The following is a 19432-nucleotide window of genomic DNA, read 5'->3' on the forward strand; positions in this document are numbered from 1 at the left end:
CCCCAGCCCTCCCCCGCAAGCGGGAGAGGGAGCCGACTGCCGATGCCGCCCCATCCTGCACATCATATGCGATTGCCCTGCCGCTTGCGGGCAGAGGTCGGATCGCCTCGGCGATGCGAAGCATCGTCCGGTGCGATCCGGGCGAGGGGTACAGGTCCCACCACGATTGCACGCGTGGAGAGAGCCCCTCACCCCGCCCTCTCCCCGCAAGAGAGGGGCGAGGGAGACGAGAGAGCGCGGACGATCACCACATCGTGGCTGCAGCTCGCTCCGGCCAGATACGGTCGTACTCGGCACCGCCGACCTTGTTGTCGCTCATCTCGGCGAGGATCTGGCCGGGCGTCGGCAGTGTCTTCGGGTCGATGCGTTTGTCGGGATTCCAGAGGTCGGAGCGCACGATGGCGCGGGCGCATTGGAAGTAGATCTCCTCCACCTTCATCACCATGACGCTGCGCGGCGCCTTGCCTTCGACCTTGAACGAGGCCAGCAGCTCGGGATCGATGGAGAGATGGGCGCGGCCGTTGGCGCGGACCGCGTTACCGGAGCCGGGAATCAGGAACATCAGCGACACCCTGGGATCGCGCACGATGTTGCGAAGCGAATCGACGCGGTTGTTGCCGCGGCGGTCCGGCAGCATCAGCGTCCTGGGATCATGGACGCGGACGAAGCCGGGCAGGTCACCGCGCGGCGAGCAATCGATGCCCTCGGGCCCGATGGTGGCGAGCGCTGCAAACGGCGCCTTCTCGATGAAGATGCGATAGAGCGGCGTGACGTGGTCGGCGACTTTCACGGTCGAGGCGTCACCAACGGCGCCGTAGATGGCTTCAAGCTGCTCGACCGTAGTGATCACCGACATTCCGTTCTCCTTATTGTGCTGGCCGATCCTCGTGCCAGCCTTCGCCCTTGATGACGCGCAGGAGGTGGCGGCCGTGATACTCCGCACTCCCAGCATTGAGGATGGTGACATCGGCCTCGGCCGAGGCGTCGCTGACGCTGCGCGACAGCCGATCTGCGAGATTGCCGTCGCTGTGCCGCGCGCGCGCGGCAAGCCGCGCGGCCAGCACCTCGGGCGGCGCCGTGATCGCGACCACCACGACGTTGGCATAGGCCTGACGCAGCGTGCCGATCACCGTACGCGAGACATTGGCGACGACCGTACGGCCCGCACGGATCTCGTCATTGATGTCGCTCGGCAGCGCATAGGAATGCCCGTGCGCCTCCCAATGCACGGCGAAATCGCCGTGGTCGCGGGCACGGCGGAATTCGTCGGAACCGAGCGCGATATTGTCTTCGTCGGCGGAGGATTCGCGCGTCACGACGCGGCGCGGGAAGACGATGCCGCGATCATCGGCGCAGGCCGCTTGCGCGAGCCGCAGCAGCGTGTCCTTGCCTGCACCACTCGGTCCGACCACGAGCACGAGCCGGCCGGGGCCGATCGCGCCCGCATCGTCCTGCACCCTGGCCGGGATCTCATTCATGCGACGCGGTGTCCTTCGCGCCAGACGCTGCGGACGACGGGCACGTGGCCGGCCACATGCACGCGGATCAGGTCGGCGCGCTTGCCGGTCGCGATCTCGCCGCGATCGGTAAGGCCGACCGCCTCGGCGGGCGCCTTCGTCACGGTGCGGATCGCCGCCGGGAGGCTGATGGCGGGGACATGCTCGGGCAATTGCAGCGCGCCCATCAGGAGGCTCGACGGGATGTAATCCGACGACAGGATGTCGAGCAGGCCTTCGCGGGCGAGATCGACCGCGGCGATGTTGCCGGAGTGCGAGCCGCCGCGGACGACGTTGGGCGCGCCCATCAGGATGTCGATGCCGGCCTGGTGCAGGCCGCGGGCGGCTTCCAGCGTGGTCGGGAATTCCGCCACAGAGACGCGGTCGCGCACGGCATCGGCGACGTTCTCCTCGGTGGTGTCGTCATGGCTCGCCAGCGGGATATTGTATGCATGCGCAAGCGAGACGATCTCGCGCATATTGGCCGCGGCATAGAGCCTCTGATATTCGAAGCGCTTGGCAAAGAGCTCGTCGAGCTCGGCATCGGTCTTGCCGCCGCCCTTGCCGCGGTAATAGTCGCGCAGCTTGACCTCGTCACGGAACTGGCGCTGGCCGGGCGTGTGGTCCATCAGCGACATCAGCTTGACGTCGGGGCGGTCGATCAATTCCTTGGCTTCCTCGACCACGCTCGGCATCGGGATCTCGCAGCGCAGATGCAGGAAGTGGTCGGCGCGCAGCAGGCTGGCCTCGCGTGCGGTGGTGATGGCGGCGGCAAGCACGCCGGCGCGGCCGTCGACCTCCTCGGCGCCGTCCTCACGCCAGACCCGGAGCGAGTCGAATACGGTGGTGATGCCCGAGGTCGCGAGCTGGCCGTCATAGGAGATGACGGCGGCGACCGGATTCCAGAACACTTTTGGCCGCGGGACGTAATGCGCTTCGAGATGATCGGTGTGCAGCTCGATCAGGCCCGGCATGATCAGATCGCCGCCGGCATCCTCCGCACCCGCTGGCGCCCTGCCCTCACCGATCTCGGCGATGCGACCGTCGGTCATTGCGAGCCAGCCCTGCTCGATCACCCGATCGGCCAGCACGATCCTGGCATTGGCGATCACAGTGTCCTTGGCGTTCATTTCCTTCTTCCTTCAGGCCGCGGCGGCAAAGCTGGTGACGTCGACGATACGGTCGGCAATCAGATGACGGATTTCGTCGTCATGGACAATGGCGACCATGGCAACGCCCTGGCGTTTTTTCTCCGCGACCAGCTCGACCACCACGCTGCGGTTGGCGGCATCGAGCGAGGCGGTCGGCTCGTCCAGCAGCAGGATCGGCAGATCCGAGATGAAGCCGCGCGCGATGTTGACGCGCTGCTGCTCGCCGCCGGAGAAGGTCGCGGGCGGCAGCTGCCAGAGCCGCTCGGGGATGTTGAGACGGTGCAGCAGCTCGCCGGCGCGCGCCTGTGCGTCAGGGCGACCGATGCCGTTCACGATCAGCGGCTCGGCGACGACGTCGATGGTGGCAACGCGCGGCACCGCCCGCAGGAACTGGCTGACATAGCCGATGGTGGAGCGGCGGACGTTGAGCACCTGGCGCGGCTCGGCACTGGCGAGATCGATCACCGCGCCGCGGTGGCGGATGCCGATGCGGCCGCTATCGCAGCGGTAATTGCCGAAGATCATCTTGAGGATCGAGGACTTGCCGGCGCCCGATGGGCCCGACAGCACGACGCATTCGCCCGGATCGACGTGGAAGGTCACGCCGCTGACGACAGGCAATTCGATGCCGCCTTGCAGGTGCATCGTGAAGGTCTTCTTGGCGTCGGTGACATCGATCATGGCGGTCATAGGAACACTCATGGCGGTAGAATCGAGGAGACGAGAAGTTGCGTATAGGGCTCGCGAGGGTCGTCGAGCACCTGGTCGGTGAGGCCGGTCTCGATGACGCGGCCGCCCTTCATCACCATCACACGGTGCGAGAGGAGCCGCGCGACCGCGAGATCGTGGGTGACGATGATGACGGCGAGGTGAAGCTCGGCGACAAGGCTGCGCAGCAGATCGAGCAGGCGGGCCTGCACGGAGACGTCGAGGCCGCCGGTCGGCTCGTCCATGAACACCAGCCGCGGCTCGGTGACGAGATTGCGCGCGATCTGGAGCCGCTGACGCATGCCGCCGGAATAGGTCCGCGGCGCATCGTCGATGCGCGCGGTGTCGATCTCGACGCGGGTGAGCCAGTCGGAGGCGGTATCGCGGATGCGGCCGTAGTGATTCCACCCCACCGCCATCAGGCGCTCGCCGACATTGGCACCGGCCGACACCGCCATGCGCAGCCCTTGGGCGGGATCCTGGTGCACGAAGCCCCAGTCGGTGCGGAACAGGAAGCGACGCTCGGCTTCGCCCAGCGTGGCGAGATCGCGAGCAACACCGTCACGCATACGGTAAGAGACGTGGCCGGCGCTGGCTGCGAGCTGGCCCGACAGCAATTGCAGCAGCGTCGATTTGCCCGAGCCGGATTCGCCGACGATCGCCAGCACTTCACCGGGATAGAGCGAGAACGAGACGTCGCGGCAGGCGGCAATGCGGCCGAACGACTTGCTGAGGGACTTTGCGACCAGCAGCGGTTCGTCGTTGTCGAGCAGGTCTTGGTCAGCCATTCGACGCCTCCTGCGCCTTCTCCTTGTAGGGCGCAGCGCTGAGGCTGCCGTGGTGACCGGCGGCCTGACGTCCCTCGCAATAATCGGTGTCGGAACACACGAACATGCGCCCGCCCTTGTCGTCGGTGACGATCTCGTCGAGATAGGAATTTTCCGCCGCGCACAGCGCGCAGGGCGCGTTGAAGCGGTAGGGCTCGAACGGGTGATCCTCGAAATCGAGCGAGACCACCTGCGTATAGGGCGGGATCGCGTAAATGCGCTTCTCGCGGCCGGCGCCGAACAATTGCAGCGCGGGGCAATTGTCCATCTTGGGATTGTCGAATTTCGGCGTCGGTGACGGGTCCATCACATAGCGCGCGTTCACCTTCACGGGGTAGGCGTAGGCGGTGGCGATGTGGCCGAAGCGGGCGATGTCCTCATAGAGCTTCACATGCATCAGGCCGTATTCGGCGAGCGCATGCATGCGCCGCGTCTCGGTCTCGCGCGGCTCGAGGAAGCGCAGGGGTTCGGGGATCGGCACCTGATAGACCAGCACCTGGTTCTCGTTCAGCGTCGCCTCCGGGATACGGTGACGGGTCTGGATCACCGTCGCCTCCTCCGTCGCCGTCGTGGTGGCCACGCCCGCGGTCTTGGCGAAGAATTTCCGGATCGAGATCGCGTTGGTGGTGTCGTCAGAGCCCTGGTCGATCACCTTCAGCACATCCTGGGGACCGAGGATCGCGGCAGTGACCTGCACGCCGCCGGTGCCCCAGCCATAGGGCATCGGCATTTCGCGGCTGGCGAACGGCACCTGATAGCCGGGGATCGCGATTGCTTTGAGGATCGCGCGGCGGATCATTCGCTTGGTCTGCTCGTCGAGATAGGCAAAGTTGTAGGCGGGCGCGTTCATTCCGCGGCCTCCTTCATGGCGTCGGGCGCTTGGGCGTCAGTGAACTCCTTTCGCAGCTTGCGCAGCAGGCCGAGCTCGGACTGGAAGTCGACATAATGCGGCAGCTTGAGATGCTCGACGAAGCCGGTCGCCTGGACGTTGTCCGAATGCGACATCACGAACTCCTCGTCTTGCGCGGGCGCGAGTGCCTCCTCGCCGAGCTCGCGGGCGCGCAGCGCGCGATCGACCAGCGCCATCGACATGGTCTTGCGCTCGCTCTGGCCGAAGGCAAGGCCATAGCCACGGGTGAAGCACGGCCCTTCGGTCGCAGAACCCTTGAACTGATTGACCATCTGGCACTCGGTGAGCGCGATGGCGCCGAGCGGCACGGCGAAGCCGGTATCTTCGGCGACGAATTCGACCTCGACCTCGCCGAAACGGATCTCGCCGGCAAAGGGATGGTTGCGGCCATAGCCGCGCTGGGTGGAATAGCCCATCGCCAGCAGAAAACCTTCGTCGCCGCGCGCGAGGTTTTGCAGGCGCAGATCGCGATCGGCGGGAAAATTCAGCGGCTCGCGGGTGAGATCGCCGACACTGGCGCCCTCTTCGGCCTGCGGCGAGGACTCGATCAGCCCGTCGCGGCCGAGAATGTCCGTCACGCGCGGCGTCGGCGCGGTGGAGGCTTCCGCCGTTGCCGGCGCGTCCGGCACAAAGCCTTGCGCGAGCGCGGGGTCGAGCAGGCGGTGGGTGTAGTCGAAGGTCGGCCCGAGGATCTGGCCGCCCGGAATGTCCTTGAAGGTCGAGGACACCCGCCGCTGCACCCGCATCGCGCCGGTATCGACCGGCTCGCTGGCGCCGAAGCGCGGCAGCGTGGCACGGAAAGCGCGCACCAGGAAGATCGCCTCGATCAAATCGCCGCGCGCCTGCTTGATCGCGAGCGCCGCGAGCTCGCGATCATAGAGCGATCCCTCGCTCATGACGCGATCGACGGAAAGACCGAGCTGCTCCGAGATCTGGTCGAGCGTGAGCTCCGGAACGCTTTGATCGCCGCGCCGCTTGTGGGCGAGCAGGCGATGGGCGTTCTCGATGGCGCGTTCGCCGCCTTTGACTGCGACATACATGCTTCAGCTTCCCTTGCTCACGATTCGCGTGGTGCGGGGGATCGCGACCACGGCGTCATCGGCGACCAGCACCACATCGATGCCGCGCGGAAACAGCGCCTCGTTGAGATGCAGGCGCTCGAACAGATCGAACGGCTTGATCGACGCCTGGAGCATCGCGGCGCCGTCGATGCCCGGGCCGCGCAGCTCGAAGAAGCGACCCGAGTCGAGGCTCTCGACCTGGAGGATCAACGTGGTCGAACGGTCCGGATATTCGCTGGTGCCGAGCGCGAAGCGCTCCAGCGCCGGCAGCACGGCGCCGTCGCCGATCAGGGCAAAGCTCGCGATGGAGGAATCCTGCACCACCGGCGCGCCTGTGTGGAATTTGAGCCATTTCACCACGTCAGTGCTCTCCGCCATCCGCGCATCGAGCCACAGCGGCGTGTCGTGATCGAACAGCGTCAGCGCGATCGCGGCGGTGCCGCGCATCATCGGCTCGGGCGCCCCCGCGCCGGGCACGATGCGCTGGACCGAGCCGGGCCGCGCCATCGCATCCATCACCGAGCGAAAGGTCGACTGCGCCGACAGCACCTTGTCGGCGAAACCGGGCGGCAGTTCCGCAATCGTGGTCATGATCTCACCCCTCACCGCGCACCATGGTGTAGAAATCAACCTTCGTGGCGGCGGTCTCTGCCGCCGCCTGCTCGCGGCGAACCATAAGCTGCTCACGCAACGGCGCGATTACGTCCCGCTCCACCGCGCCGCCGAAATCCCGGGACTGCACCAGCGCATCGCACAGCGCAATCAGCCGCGCCTTCTCGCCGTCGCGCCCGAGCGTGTAGCCGAAGCCGACCTCGCCGCTGGCGAGCCGCACCGCCGCGCGCGACACCGTGGCTTCGCCGAGGTTGAACGGCGCGCCGTCGCCGCCGACCCGGCCGCGCAGCATGACGAGGCCGCTTTCCGGCGCGCGCAGATCCTGATGGTCCGGAAGGGTGAAGTCGCGGAGGCGGGCGGCGATCTCGCCCGCCTCCGCGTGCGCCAGCACGGCCATGGCGGCCTTGCGCTGGGCTTGCTGGTTGTTGTGCTGGGTCACCCGATCCACCGAACCTCTGACAGAACTTGCCGCATCGAAGTTGTCTATGATAATAGACAACTTCATACGGGCGCGCCATGACTGTTTCGTGACAAAGGCGTGATTTCTGGGCTAGGCTGACCGGCGATATGAGCATGCAAGACACTGCCTCGTCGGGCGTCGCGCTGTGGCGCCTCGTTGCCGACGGCATCGAGCGCGGCATCGCCGACGGCCGCTTTGCGGCCGGCGACAAATTGCCAGGCGAGATGGAGATCGCCGAAACCTATCGGGTGAACCGCCACACCGTGCGGCGCGCGCTGGCCGCCCTTGCCGAGCGCGGCCTGGTGCGGGCCGAGCGCGGCAGCGGGACCTATGTCGAGGCCCAGAAGCTCGCCTATCCCCTGCGCTCGCGCACGCGCTTCTCCGAGATCGTCGGCGCCGGCGGCCGCGAGCCGCGCGGGCAGTTGATCGAAGCCTCGGACGACGTCGCGACCCGGGAGCTGGCGCGCGAGCTCGGCTTGAAGGCCGGCGCGCCATTGGTGCGGATCGAGGCGATTCGCCTCGCCGACCGCACGCCGATCTGCGTCTCGACCACTTGGCTGTCGGCCGAGCTGTTTCCGAACGCCGGCGCCGTGTTCGCGGCGACGCGCTCGATGACGAAGCTGCTCGCGCATCATGGCGTGCGCGACTACCGCCGCGGCGCAACCCGGATCACCGCCGGCATCGTCGATGCCACCGACGCGGCCCGGCTCGATCTCGCGCTGGGGCGCCCGATCCTGGTGGTGGATGCCACCGACCACGATCTCGACGGCAAGCCGCTGATGACCAAGCATTCGCGGTTTGCGGCGGAGCGGGTGGAGTTTCTGGTGGAGTCGTAGCTCCGCAGATTCGGTGCCGTAGGGTGGGCAAAGCGGAGCGTGCCCACGGCTTTGGTCATGACGGAGAGAGTTCGTGGGCACGGCGCTGACGCGCCTTTGCCCACCCTACGGCACCGTCGATCAGGCTATCGCCCGCCTGCCGATGATCGCAAAGCGCAGCTTGCCCGAGATGAAGTCGATCGCGGCGACTGCGACCAGGATCATCAGGATCAGGAACGATACTTTCTGCCATTCCAGCACGCGGATCTGCTCGGCGAGCTGGAGGCCGATGCCGCCGGCGCCGACGATGCCGATGATGGTGGCCGAGCGGGTGTTGGACTCGATGAAGTAGAGCACCTGGCCGGCGATTACGGGCAGCACCTGCGGCAGGAGACCAAACCGGATTTCGTGCAGCTTGCTGCCGCCGGAGGCGCGGATGCCTTCGACCTGCTTCTGGTCGGCGCCCTCGATCGCCTCGGAGAACAGCTTTCCGAACGCGCCGAAATCCGACACCGCGATGGCGAGCACGCCGGCGAACGGGCCGAGCCCGACCACGTTGATCCACACCAGCGCCCAGATCAACGTATCGACGCCGCGGATCGAATCGAGGAAGCGGCGCACCGGGAAGCGCAGGATATTCGACGGCACGATGTTGCGCGCGGCCAGCAGGCTGACCGGCAGCGCGAAGACAGCGGCGAGCGTCGTCCCGAGCAGCGCGATCGACAACGTCTCGCCGAGCGCCTTCAGATAGACCGGCAGCGATGTGCCCGGATCCGGCGGGATCATCATCAGGCTGATCCAGCCGAGTTGGCTGAGGCCTGCGAGGAACCGCGACGGCGAGAAATCGAGATCGACGAGGCCGTAAACGAGGACCGCAAAGGCCGCGACGATCATCGCAGGCATGGCGAGCCGCGCCGAGGCCGGCCGGTCGAACACGTCGGGGTAGCGCGCGCGAAGTGCTCGCGTGTCGACCTCCTGCGGCGTCACGTCCGCGCCTCCTTGCCGAACAGGCGGCCGCGCAGCCAACCGGTGGTGATGTCGATGATGAAGACCGTGACGATGATGGTGAGCAGGATGGCGCTGACGTCCGAATAGTAGAATTTGCGGATGGCGACGACCAGCTCCTGGCCGATGCCCCCCGCGCCGACGAAGCCCATGACGGAGGCTTCGCGGACATTGATCTCGAAGCGCAGCAGCGCGTAGCTGGCGTAGCCCGCGGTCACCTGCGGCACCACGGCGAAGCGCATGCAGGACAGCCAGCTCGCGCCGGTCGAACGGATGCCCTCGACCGGCTTCATGTCGGCATTCTCGACGATCTCCGAGAACAGCTTTCCGAGCGCGCCGGTGGAATGAATGGCGATCGCGAGCACGCCGGCCATCGGCCCGAGCCCGAAGGCGATCACGAAGATCAGGGCGAACACGATGCCGGGGACGGTGCGCGCGAATTCGAGCAGGCGCCGCACCGTGAAGCGCAGCCAGGGCGCGGGCGAGGTGTTCTCGGCCGCAAAGAAGTTCAGGCAGAATGCGAGCGTGGCGCCGATCAGCGTGCCGACATAGGAGATGAGCAGGGTCTCGCCCAGCATCTTCAGCCATTTGCGCCAGCCCCAGAGCCATTCGCCGACATCGGTCCAGACGCGCTGGCCGCTGTCGAGCGTGAGGATGCGGTCGAAATAGCTGACGAAATTGCCGAAATAAGTGAACAGCGTGCGCAGATTAACCTCGGCACCGATCGACGCCACGATCAGCGCGGCGACGAACAAGGCAAAGCCGGCCAGCAGCCGCAGCCGCTTGCGCGCAACCGCCTTGCGGTAAGCGCCGTTCAAGACGGCAAGCTGCTGCTCAGGGAGGATCGAAACCGCTATCGTCATGTGTTCGAGGGCGCAGGTCCATCAAGAAGAAGAGCCGGGTCCAGGACCCGGCTCCAGTGCATCGTCCCGACGAGCTCAGGACGCCTTCTTACGCAGATTGTCGACGAACTTAATCAGCTCGATGGTCTTGTTGTAGTCTTCGTTCGTGATCGGCTCCCACGGCTTGTTCTTGCCGTCGGAGAGCTTGTTGAACGCCTCGGGGTCTTTCTGCGCCGCGTCGAGGAAGGCCTTCTTGATCGCGGCCTTCATGTCGTCGGGCAGATTGCTGAGATAGGCATAGGGCGAGTTGATGATGAGGTCGGACTTCACGATGATGCGGAAGTCCTCCTTCTTCATCACGGTGCCGTCTGCCGACTTCACCATGCCCTTGTTGAGCATGCGGGTGAGGTTGGAATCGTCGTCGGCATTCCACCAATTGGCGGCGACGTCGACCGTGCCCTGGGCGAGAGCCAGCACGGCGTTCTCGTGGCTGCCGGTGAACACCACCTTGGAGAAGTAAGCGTCGGGATCGACACCCATCTGATTCAGCTTGAAGCGGGGCATGTTGTTGCCCGAGGTCGAGTTCGGATCGACCAGGCCGAGATTCTTGCCCTTGAGGTCCTCGACCTTCTGGTACGGCGACTTCGCCAGCACGTAGAACACCGAATAATAGCCCTTCGAGCCGTCGGAGTTGACGTCGATCACGAAGGCGTCGGTCTTCACGCCGGTGAGACGCGCGCGCGAAAACGAAGCCGGGCCATAATAGCCGATGTGAATGTTGCCGGCGCGCTGGCCCTCGATGACCGCGGCGTAGTCGTTGGCGACCCGCAACGTGACCTTCACGCCGAGCTCCTTCGACAGATAGTTGACGAACGGCCCGTAGCGCTCGGTGACGCCGCTGCCATTCTCTGCCGGAATCACCGCGAAGGTGATTTCCGGATATTTCGCTTTCCAGTCTTCGGCGGAAGCCGTTCCGGCAAGGGTCAGCGCGGCTGCGCCGGCAAGAATCAGTCTACGAGTGATCATGGATAGCCCCTTCTTGGTTGAGGTCGGTTCGTACGCAAATCAAATACGCGCCGCGGCTCAGGCCGCCGCGGCCGTTCCGAGCGCCGGAACGCCCTCGGGCGCAGGAACCGGCACGCCACCCATGACGTCGGCGGCTTCGAGATCGTAGAGCTCGCGCGCGACGTGATCGGTCAGCGCGGCCGGCGCGCCGTCGAACACCACGCGGCCCGCGGCCATGCCGATCAGGCGATCACAATAGGAGCGGGCGAGATCGAGCGAGTGGAGATTGCAGAGCACGGTGATGCCGAAGTGCTTGTTGATGCGCAAAAGCGCATCCATCACGATCTTGGTGTTGCGCGGATCGAGCGAGGCGATCGGCTCGTCGGCGAGGATGATGTCGGGCTGCTGCACCAGCGCGCGGGCGATCGCGACGCGCTGCTGCTGGCCGCCGGAGAGCTGATCGGCGCGCTGGGCCGCGAGCGCAGCGATGTCGAACTGCTCGAGCGCCGACATCGCCAGCGCCTTGTCCTGCTCCGGCCACACTTGCGACAGCGAACGCCAGGCCGGCATGGTTGCGAGACGCCCCATCAGGACGTTGGTGAGGACATCGAGCCGACCGACCAGGTTGAACTGCTGGAAGATCATCGCCGAACGCGCCCGCCACTGCCGCAGCTGCTTGCCGCGCAACGCGGTGACGTCGACGCCGTCGAACAGGATCCGCCCCTCAGTCGGCGTCACCAGGCGGTTGATGCTCCGCAGCAGCGTCGATTTGCCGGCGCCGGATCGTCCGATGACGCCGACGAAGCCGCCGGGGGAGATTTGAAACGAGGCGTCGTCCACCGCGGCTTTCGCGCCGAAGCGACACGTCAGACCTTCCACCACCAGCATGCAGGGCTCCAGATTAACTGGAGCCCACCGCTAACGCTGGCGGTTAACACTTGTGTGACAGGCGCGTTGCGGTGCGGCGATCCTACACACTTCATCCCCTGTCATCGCCATGTCATGACATCGTCATCAAGCCGCTCGAAGAGGAACGCCCGCCCCCACACTTCGGATTTGACATGTCCGCCAAAATGCTTTCGGTCCAGCCGACCATCGATCCCTCGGCCAAGCTGCACGAGACCAGGCTCGGCGCCTACACCGAGGTCGGCGCCCGCACGATCCTTCATGAGGTGTCGATGGGCGATTACTCCTATGTCGTGAACGATTCGCAGATCACCTACACCACGATCGGAAAGTTCTGCTCGATCGCGGCGATGACGCGCATCAATCCCGGCAACCATCCGATGCATCGGGCGACCCAGGCGCATTTCACCTATCGCTCCAGCGCCTATTTCGAAGGCGAGAGCGACGATGCCGAGTTCTTCGACTGGCGGCGCCAGCATCACGTCCATATCGGCCACGACGTCTGGATCGGCCATGGCGCGGTGGTGCTGCCGGGCCGCAACATCGGCACCGGCGCGGTGATCGCGGCTGGTGCCATCGTCACCAAGGACGTCCCCGCCTACACCATCGTTGCCGGCAACCCGGCACGGATCGTGCGGCGGCGGTTCTCGGAGGAGATCGCCGGGCGACTCGCCAGGCTTGCCTGGTGGGACTGGGATCACGACAAATTGCGTGAGGCTCTGCCGGATTTCCGCAAGCTCGGGATTGAAGATTTCCTCGCGACATACGAAGCACGAGCAACTCTCCCTGCCAGTTCTCCCGCCAGCAAACGAAGCGCGGTCGCGTGACAGACATTTTCCTCGAAGGCGGCCGGGCCCTGATCGGCGCCGAGCTCGTCGAAACCTCCCTCGCCCTATCCGGAACTGATATCACGGAGGTCGACGCCTCTCGCGGCCGGACGCAACTGGCGATCGATGCACGCAACCTGCTGGTGCTGCCTGGTATCGTCGATCTTCACGGCGACGCCTTCGAGCGGCAGATGATGCCGCGCGCCGGTGTCGACTTCCCCATCGACGTTGCGCTCGCCGACAGCGATCGCCAGGCCATCAGCAACGGCATCACCACGGTGTTTCACGCCACGACCTGCTCGTGGGAGCCGGGCCTGCGCAGCGCCGACAATGCGCGCGGCCTGATGGAGGCGATCGAGCGGCAGCGTCCGCAATTCGCCGCCGACACCCGCTTCCACCTGAGGCACGAGACCTACAATCTCGACGCCGAGGCCGAGATCAACCAGTGGCTCGACGAGGGCCGCATCGACCTGTTCGCCTTCAACGACCACATGGACGGCACGGTCGCCGACATGGCAAAGCCGCGCAAGCGCAACCGCATGGTGGAGCGCACCGGGCTCTCGGCCGAGGAATTCGACCGACTGGTCGAACGCGTGACCTCGCGCGCCGACGAGGTGCCGGCCTCCGTGTCGCGGCTGGCCGCCACGGCCCGCGCGGCAGGGGTGCGGATGCTCTCGCACGACGACGCGACGCCGGCGATGCGCCGGGCGTTTCGCGAGCTCGGCGCGTTGATCGCGGAGTTTCCGATCAACGAGGAGACGGCGCAGGCGGCAGCAAGCCACGACGATGCCATCGTCTACGGCGCGCCCAATGTCGTGCGCGGCGGCAGCCACACCGGCTGGACCAGAGCCTCCGACATGATCGCCAAGGGCCTCTGCTCGGTGCTGGCGTCGGATTACTATTACCCCGCGCAGCTCCTTGCCGCGTTCCGCCTCGCCGCCGATGGCGTACTGCCGCTGACGCAAGCCTGGGACCTGGTCTCGGCCGGTCCTGCGCGCGCGACCGGACTTACCGATCGCGGCGTGCTGGCGCAGGGCCGCCGCGCCGACATCCTGCTGGTCGATGACGGCGTGCCGTTGCGGCCACGGCTGATCGCGGTGATCTCGGGCGGCAAGCTCGTGCATCTCACCGATGCGACGCGGCTGCTCGCGGCCATGGCGGCGCCGCGTGAGGCTATCGTCGCGGCCTGAATTGGTTATGCTGAGTCCATGACAGGCTTTCCCCGCTACGCGATCTATTTTGCTGCCGGGCCCAACAGCCCCCTCTCCCGCTTCGGCGCCGAGCTGCTCGGTTATGATGCCTATTCGGGTGACGAGATTTCGTTTCCGCAAGGCGCACTGCAGGTCGCGCCGGACTGGCGCGACCTCACCGGCGATCCCCGCAAATACGGCTTTCACGGCACGCTGAAGGCGCCGATGGCGCTTGTCTCAGGCAAGACCGAAGCCGAGCTGGTGGCCGGCTGCGCGACCTTCGCCGGCAAGGCGCGGCCGCATCCCGTGATCAGACCGATCGTGGATTCCATCAGCGGCTTCATCGCCGTCATCCCGGCCGAGCCGGTCGAGGCGCTGCAGCAGCTCGCCGCCGATTGCGTCCGCGAATTCGATTGCTTTCGCCCTGCACTGACGCCGGAAGACCGCGCGCGGCGCAAACCAGAGAAGCTGAGCGAACGGCAGCGCGACTATCTCGACCGCTGGGGCTACCCTTATGTGATGGAAGAATTCCGCTTCCACATGACGCTCACCGGGCGGCTCGATGCGGACCGACGCGGGCCGATTCTGGCGATGCTGCGGACGCGGTTCGCGGCGCTCGGGATCGAGACGCTGGAGATCGACCGCATCACGCTGTTTCGGCAGGATGACGCCACGGCACGGTTTCGGATCGTGGGCGAGTGGATGCTGGCGCGTTAGCCGGGGCTCGAGCGTCACATTCAGTGTCGTCCTCGCGAACGCGGGACGACTGCGGAGAGTGCCTCTCTCGTCTCCGTCATTGCGAGCGCAGCGAAGCAATGCAGACTGTCTCCACGGAAACAGCCTGGATTGCTTCGTCGCAAGGGCTCCTCGCAATGACGTGGAGAGAGTGTGCGCAACTGCCGTAGGGTGGGCAAAGGCGCAACGCGCCGTGCCCACGACTTTTTTCCAATGACAACAAGTCGTGGGCACGCTTCGCTTTGCCCACCCTACGGCAGCTGCGCGCGCTTGTTGCGCGCTTGTCCGGGACGACAGCGGAGTATTCGGCGACAGACGACGATTCGCGAGCCCTACTTGCCCCACCGCAGCGCCAGCGCGTCGCGCTCCTTGGCCAGCTCCAATAGCCCCGCCCTCGTTGCCGGATGCAGTGGCTGCAGCGGATGACGCACGGCGTCGGACTTGATGACACCGCCGGCCTGCATCATCACCTTGCAGGCGATCAGGCCGCATTGGCGGTTCTCGTAGTTGATCAGCGGCAGCCAGCGCTCGTAAGCGGCCTTGGCCTTTTCGCGCTTCCCCGCGAAATAGGGATCGACGATCTGACGGATGCCGTCGGGATAGCCGCCGCCGGTCATCGCGCCGGTGGCGCCGGCGTCGAGATCGGCGAGCAGCGTGATGGCTTCCTCTCCGTCCCACGGACCCTCGATGTCCTTGCCGCCCGCTTCGATCAGGCTGCGCAGCTTCGACGCCGCGCCGGGCACCTCGATCTTGAAATAGCGGATGTTCGACAACTCGCGGGCCAGCCGCGCCAGCAACTCGACCGACAGCGGCGTGCCCGCCACCGGCGCATCCTGGATCATGATCGGGATGTCGATCGCGCCGGAGAGCACCTTGAAGAATTCGACGATGCCCTTCTCCGGCACGCGGAAGGTCGCGCCGTGATAGGGCGGCATCACCATCACCATGGCAGCGCCGGCGGCTTCCGCCTGCTTGCTGCGCGCGGCGCAGACGGCCGAGCTGAAATGGGTGGTGGTGACGATCACGGGAACCCGGCCCGCGACATGCTCCAGCACCGCATGCATCACGGTCTCGCGCTCGGCGTCGGTGAGCACGAACTGCTCGGAGAAATTGGCGAGGATGCAGATGCCGTTAGAGCCGGCATCGATCATGAAATCGACGCAGCGGCGCTGGCCCTCGAGATCGAGCTCACCGCGCTCGTCGAAGATGGTGGGCGCGACCGGGAACACGCCGCGATAGGGGCGCGGGGCCTTGTTTGGGGTGACCGGCATCGAACTCTCCATCCCTGATGTGTCTTACGTCTGTCGCCGCGCTCGCGGAGCGCGGGGCACAGATGTAGCCGCCGCGCGGACCTCCGGCAATGCCGAACGCGCGACGTCAGGATGGACAAATGAGGCGAAACTACGCGGTCTTCACCGCGCCCAGGAAGCCCTCGACCGCGACGCGGAGACGGTCGGCGTCGGCCGACATCTTCTTGACGGACTCCGACAGCACCGTGCCGGCGTTGCCGGTCTCCTGGTTGAGCCTGGCGACGCTGCCGATGGTGTCGGTGACCTCGCGGGTGCCTTGCGCGGCCTGCTGGAAGTTGCGCGAGATCTCGGTCGTGGCGGCGCGCTGCTGCTCGACCGCGGCGGCAATCGCCGTCATCTTCTCGTCGATGCCGCTGATGGCGCCGCCGATCGAACGGATGGCGGCGACCGCCTGGCCCGTCGCGCCCTGGATCTCCTCGACCTGACGCGAGATCTCTTCCGTCGCCGTCGCCGTCTGGGACGCCAGGCTCTTGACCTCGCCAGCGACCACGGCGAAGCCGCGGCCGGCCTCGCCTGCGCGCGCGGCCTCGATGGTGGCGTTCAGGGCCAGAAGGTTGGTCTGGCCGGCAATGGCGTTGATCATCTTCACGACTTCGCCGATGCGGCTCGCGGTCTGGTCGAGGATCTCGACCGTCGCGTTGGTCTGCGCAGCCTGCGACACGGCCTCGCGCGCCTCGCGGGCACTGGCCTGCACCTGTGCGGAGATCTCGCCTACGGATGCGGAGAGCTCTTCGGTCGCCGCCGCGATCGTCTCGAGATTGTTGGTGGCCTGCTCGGCGGAAGAGGAGACCGCCGCGGTCTGGTTGCTCGATTCCGAGACCAGCGAGCGCACGCCGGTCGCGGTGGCATCGAGCTCCTGGGTCGAGGCTGCAACGCTCTGAATGACCGCCTGCACGGTGTCGTCAAAGCTGCGGCAGGCCGCATCGACGGTGCCGGAGCGGGCGAGCTGCAGCGCCTGCTGCGATTCGCGCTCCCGGCCGAGACGCTCGGCGGTTGCCGCGCTCTCGCGCAGGCTTTCGAGTGCGGCGGCCATGGTACCGAACTCGTCGGGATGCCGGGATTGCGGCACCGGCGTCGCATAGTCGCGCGCAGAGATGCGGGCGATGGCGTCGAGGATGGCGCGCACCGGGCGCATGAGGCGGTTGCGCACCACGAACACGCCGGCCAGGGTCACTGCGAGCGCAAGCAGGAACGCGACGGACTGCACGATGAGGTTGGTGAGGGCCGTCTTCTGCACGGTTTCTGCGCGCGCGATCGACTGGTCGAGCGCCTTGTTGGCGACCGCGACGATCGACGCGAACGGCGACTGACACAGCGCGTTCCACTCCGCCGCGGGCATCGCAGGCTTGCCGCTGCCGTCAAAATTCTTGGTGAGATCGTTGATCTGCTTGAGGACGCCGTTGGTCTTGGCCTTGGCGTCCGAGGCTGCCGTCACCAGCTCCGCCGTCACGTCCGGCGCGGCCAGCAGCTCGGCCATGCCCGCCCAGCCGGAGGTGATCGTACCGTCCCACTGCGCCACGGAGCGCTTCTGGGCGTCGTCGAGCGGCTTGCTGGTGTTGACGTTCGAGCGCAGCGACGAGCAATGGATGCCATAGCGGTCGCGCACCTGCCAGGCGAAACGGCGGACCTGGATCATGCGGGCGATGTAGGGATCGTTCATCCAGGCGCGGTTCGACACCGCGGTGGAGGCGAGGTTCGCGGTGTCGATGACCTTGGTGACGGCATCGTACCAGGAACTGGTCCGCTCGATCTTGCGCTCGGCGCGCGGACGCTTCGCCTCGTCATAGAACAGCTGGAACTGCGGTGCGGCCTCGCCCCAGCGCTGCTTCAGCGTGCCGGCAAGTTCGTCGCGACGCGCGAACTCGACGGTGGCAAGTGCGGCGATGATGGAGTCGTAGCCCGCCTGCTCCGCCTTCTCGGCGGCACCGAGCTTGGCCCGCGGGTCATCCTCACCGAGAATGGCGCTCTGGGCGTCGCCGCGATTGTTACGCAGCGACAGCACGCCGTGGAAGATCGCCTTGTCGGCGGCAGCGAGCCGCGCCGTCTCCAGACTGTCGCTGTAGCGGCCGAAAGCCCCGAACATCTGGATCGCGGTGCTGGTCAGCGCACCGATGGCCAAGAGCGCCATCAGGGCCAGAAGGAGCTTGCTTACCGAATTCTTAACAATCGACATGGGCCAGGGGACCTGCTCTTCACCAGCGGCCACCTTGTACCGTCACATGCCAATGTTCGGTTAAACTTTGAATCAAATGCCAACCGCCGACCGGTCGGGCCGCCCGTTTCACGCCACTTTGGTGAAATCCGGCGGTCGGCGTTCGGCAAAGGCCGTGAACGCCTCGCGCGCCTCCGCGGTGCGCAGGCGCTGGGCGAACTGCGCGCCTTCGGCCTGCATCTGCGCGACCAGCACCTCGCCGTTGCGCATCAGCTTCTTGGTCGCGGTCAGCGCGCCGGCCGGCTGGCGGGCGAGGCGCTGCGCCAGGGCAACCGCTTCGGCATCGAGCTTGTCGAGCGGCACCACGCGGTTGGCAAGGCCCCATTGCAGCGCAGCCTCTGCCGGCACGGTCTCACCCAGCGCGAACATCTCATAGGCGCGGGCATGACCGATCCGCGCCGGCATCAGCAGGCTGGACGCCGCTTCCGGCACCAGCGCGAGGCTGACGAAGGGCGTCGACAATTGCGCGTTGTCGGCGAGCACGACGAGGTCGCAATGCAGCAGCATGGTGGTGCCGACGCCGACGGCGCGGCCCTGCACCGCCGCAACCAGCGGCCTTGTGCAGCGCGCCAGCGACTGGATGAAGCGGATGACGTTACGGCTGCCTTCGGACTTGCCGGCTGCGACCGCGGCGAACTCGCCGACATCGTTGCCGGCGGTGAACATGTCGCCCTCGCCGCGGATCAGGATCACGCGGGCGGACGGATCGAACTCGGCGGATTCGATGGCGTCGGCCAGCTTGCCGTACATCGCATCGGTCAGCGCGTTCTTCTTGTCGGGACGCGCCAGCGTGAGGGTGAGAATTCCGCTGTTGTTCTCGATCCGGACATGCTCGGTCATGGCTCTCTCCTTCTAGTCGTCTGAATGTCTTGCTTCCGAAGATCTCGGAAACTTGTCCTGGATGCTGGTCAGCCAGCGCGCGACGATGTCGATCTCGGCGGCCGTGAATCCGTCCGTCAACGCGGCGTTGACCTCGGCCGCGCCCGCCTTCGCCTGCGCCAGCGCAGTCCGCCCCTTCGGCGTCAGCCAGACGCGCCAGGCGCGTCCATCCTCGCGGTCGGCCCGCCGCTCGATCAGCTTCGCGGCCTCGGTGCGGTCGACCAGGCCGGAAATGCCGGCCGGCCCCATATCCAGCGCCGCGCCCGCCTCGCCCATCAGGACGCCGTCCTGCTTGCCGAGGATGAACAGCAGCCCGGCCTGCGCCGGCGTCACCTCGTTCTCCGGCCGCGCCGCCATCCAGCGCTGCAGGCGGCGCTGGGCGACGCTGAGCAGATAGATCAACCGATGATGCCGCGCGTCGACGTCCTTATTTCGCATGCGAAATAGATAGCCGGGCGCAACGTCGTTGTCAAACGGCCCG

21 protein-coding genes are annotated in these 19432 nt (G+C 66.4%); 4 read left to right on the forward strand and 17 right to left on the reverse strand.

Features of this window, described 5'->3' with window-relative positions; all coding sequences use genetic code 11:
* Window positions 1–244: 244 nt before the first annotated feature.
* The 9 genes from Q0743_RS02630 to phnG are packed head-to-tail and all read right to left on the reverse strand — an operon-like array spanning window position 245 to window position 7213.
* Complete coding sequence (locus Q0743_RS02630) at window positions 245–856, reverse strand: pyridoxamine 5'-phosphate oxidase family protein (RefSeq protein ID WP_298240040.1); 612 nt, start codon at window positions 854–856, stop codon at window positions 245–247.
* Window positions 857–866: 10 nt separating this feature from the next.
* Window positions 867–1478 carry a phosphonate metabolism protein/1,5-bisphosphokinase (PRPP-forming) PhnN gene (gene phnN, locus Q0743_RS02635; protein ID WP_298240041.1) on the reverse strand — a complete coding sequence of 204 codons (612 nt, stop codon included), beginning with the start codon at window positions 1476–1478 and terminating at the stop codon, window positions 867–869.
* Window positions 1475–2626: an alpha-D-ribose 1-methylphosphonate 5-triphosphate diphosphatase gene (locus Q0743_RS02640; RefSeq protein WP_298240042.1), complete on the reverse strand. Its 1152-nt coding sequence runs from the start codon at window positions 2624–2626 to the stop codon at window positions 1475–1477. The genes phnN and Q0743_RS02640 overlap by 4 nt, the downstream gene beginning before the upstream one ends.
* A 12-nt stretch (window positions 2627–2638) precedes the next feature.
* Window positions 2639–3337, reverse strand: coding sequence for a phosphonate C-P lyase system protein PhnL (gene phnL / locus Q0743_RS02645; protein ID WP_298240043.1), 699 nt, complete (start codon window positions 3335–3337; stop codon window positions 2639–2641).
* A gap of 8 nt (window positions 3338–3345) precedes the next feature.
* Window positions 3346–4143, reverse strand: coding sequence for a phosphonate C-P lyase system protein PhnK (gene phnK, locus Q0743_RS02650; protein ID WP_298240044.1), 798 nt, complete (start codon window positions 4141–4143; stop codon window positions 3346–3348).
* Window positions 4136–5032 (reverse strand): alpha-D-ribose 1-methylphosphonate 5-phosphate C-P-lyase PhnJ, encoded by an 897-nt coding sequence (locus Q0743_RS02655; protein WP_298240045.1) that lies wholly within the window; start codon window positions 5030–5032, stop codon window positions 4136–4138. The genes phnK and Q0743_RS02655 overlap by 8 nt, the downstream gene beginning before the upstream one ends.
* Window positions 5029–6132 carry a carbon-phosphorus lyase complex subunit PhnI gene (locus tag Q0743_RS02660; protein WP_298240046.1) on the reverse strand — a complete coding sequence of 368 codons (1104 nt, stop codon included), beginning with the start codon at window positions 6130–6132 and terminating at the stop codon, window positions 5029–5031. The genes Q0743_RS02655 and Q0743_RS02660 overlap by 4 nt, the downstream gene beginning before the upstream one ends.
* Before the next feature lie 3 nt (window positions 6133–6135).
* Window positions 6136–6744: a phosphonate C-P lyase system protein PhnH gene (gene phnH / locus Q0743_RS02665; protein WP_298240047.1), complete on the reverse strand. Its 609-nt coding sequence runs from the start codon at window positions 6742–6744 to the stop codon at window positions 6136–6138.
* 4 nt (window positions 6745–6748) lie between these two features.
* Entirely contained in the window at window positions 6749–7213 is a 465-nt protein-coding gene (phnG, locus tag Q0743_RS02670; protein ID WP_298240048.1) for a phosphonate C-P lyase system protein PhnG, read from the reverse strand.
* 119 nt (window positions 7214–7332) lie between these two features.
* Here phnG and phnF point away from each other — a divergent pair, with 119 nt between their 5' ends.
* Window positions 7333–8061 (forward strand): phosphonate metabolism transcriptional regulator PhnF, encoded by a 729-nt coding sequence (gene phnF / locus Q0743_RS02675; protein ID WP_298240049.1) that lies wholly within the window; start codon window positions 7333–7335, stop codon window positions 8059–8061.
* 120 nt (window positions 8062–8181) lie between these two features.
* On the opposite strand, the gene phnE (Q0743_RS02680) is transcribed toward phnF, so the two are convergent.
* The 4 genes from phnE (Q0743_RS02680) to phnC form a co-directional block, all read right to left on the reverse strand.
* A complete protein-coding gene (gene phnE, locus Q0743_RS02680; RefSeq protein ID WP_298240050.1) occupies window positions 8182–9027 on the reverse strand; it encodes a phosphonate ABC transporter, permease protein PhnE in 846 nt (281 codons plus the stop codon).
* A complete protein-coding gene (gene phnE, locus Q0743_RS02685) occupies window positions 9024–9908 on the reverse strand; it encodes a phosphonate ABC transporter, permease protein PhnE (RefSeq protein ID WP_298240051.1) in 885 nt (294 codons plus the stop codon). Before phnE (Q0743_RS02685) ends, phnE (Q0743_RS02680) begins: the two co-directional genes overlap by 4 nt.
* 75 nt (window positions 9909–9983) lie before the next feature.
* Entirely contained in the window at window positions 9984–10913 is a 930-nt protein-coding gene (phnD, locus tag Q0743_RS02690; RefSeq protein WP_298240052.1) for a phosphonate ABC transporter substrate-binding protein, read from the reverse strand.
* Window positions 10914–10970: 57 nt separating this feature from the next.
* On the reverse strand, window positions 10971–11780 hold the full coding sequence (gene phnC / locus Q0743_RS02695) for a phosphonate ABC transporter ATP-binding protein (protein WP_298240053.1): 810 nt from the start codon (window positions 11778–11780) through the stop codon (window positions 10971–10973).
* Between the two features lie 173 nt (window positions 11781–11953).
* Here phnC and Q0743_RS02700 point away from each other — a divergent pair, with 173 nt between their 5' ends.
* Genes Q0743_RS02700 through Q0743_RS02710 form a run of 3 tightly spaced genes read left to right on the forward strand, consistent with a single transcriptional unit; the run spans window position 11954 to window position 14532 of the window.
* Window positions 11954–12625, forward strand: a complete 672-nt coding sequence (locus Q0743_RS02700; protein ID WP_298240054.1) for a chloramphenicol acetyltransferase — start codon at window positions 11954–11956, stop codon at window positions 12623–12625.
* Window positions 12622–13815, forward strand: a complete 1194-nt coding sequence (locus tag Q0743_RS02705) for an alpha-D-ribose 1-methylphosphonate 5-triphosphate diphosphatase (protein ID WP_298240055.1) — start codon at window positions 12622–12624, stop codon at window positions 13813–13815. The genes Q0743_RS02700 and Q0743_RS02705 overlap by 4 nt, the downstream gene beginning before the upstream one ends.
* An 18-nt stretch (window positions 13816–13833) precedes the next feature.
* Window positions 13834–14532: a DUF1045 domain-containing protein gene (locus Q0743_RS02710; protein WP_298240056.1), complete on the forward strand. Its 699-nt coding sequence runs from the start codon at window positions 13834–13836 to the stop codon at window positions 14530–14532.
* A 350-nt stretch (window positions 14533–14882) separates the two neighbouring features.
* On the opposite strand, the gene Q0743_RS02715 is transcribed toward Q0743_RS02710, so the two are convergent.
* The 4 genes from Q0743_RS02715 to Q0743_RS02730 form a co-directional block, all read right to left on the reverse strand.
* Window positions 14883–15821 (reverse strand): dihydrodipicolinate synthase family protein, encoded by a 939-nt coding sequence (locus Q0743_RS02715; protein ID WP_298240057.1) that lies wholly within the window; start codon window positions 15819–15821, stop codon window positions 14883–14885.
* A 130-nt stretch (window positions 15822–15951) separates the two neighbouring features.
* Window positions 15952–18033, reverse strand: a complete 2082-nt coding sequence (locus Q0743_RS02720; RefSeq protein ID WP_298240058.1) for a methyl-accepting chemotaxis protein — start codon at window positions 18031–18033, stop codon at window positions 15952–15954.
* Between the two features lie 108 nt (window positions 18034–18141).
* The gene (locus Q0743_RS02725) at window positions 18142–18912 is read right to left on the reverse strand and encodes an enoyl-CoA hydratase (protein WP_298240059.1); all 771 of its coding nucleotides are present in this window, start codon (window positions 18910–18912) and stop codon (window positions 18142–18144) included.
* A gap of 12 nt (window positions 18913–18924) precedes the next feature.
* Window positions 18925–19389 (reverse strand): MarR family winged helix-turn-helix transcriptional regulator, encoded by a 465-nt coding sequence (locus Q0743_RS02730; RefSeq protein ID WP_298240060.1) that lies wholly within the window; start codon window positions 19387–19389, stop codon window positions 18925–18927.
* Between the last annotated feature and the right edge of the window lie 43 nt (window positions 19390–19432).

Origin of the sequence: uncultured Bradyrhizobium sp. (assembly GCF_936943645.1) — a bacterium.
In the GTDB taxonomy this organism is placed as follows: Bacteria; Pseudomonadota; Alphaproteobacteria; order Rhizobiales; family Xanthobacteraceae; genus Bradyrhizobium.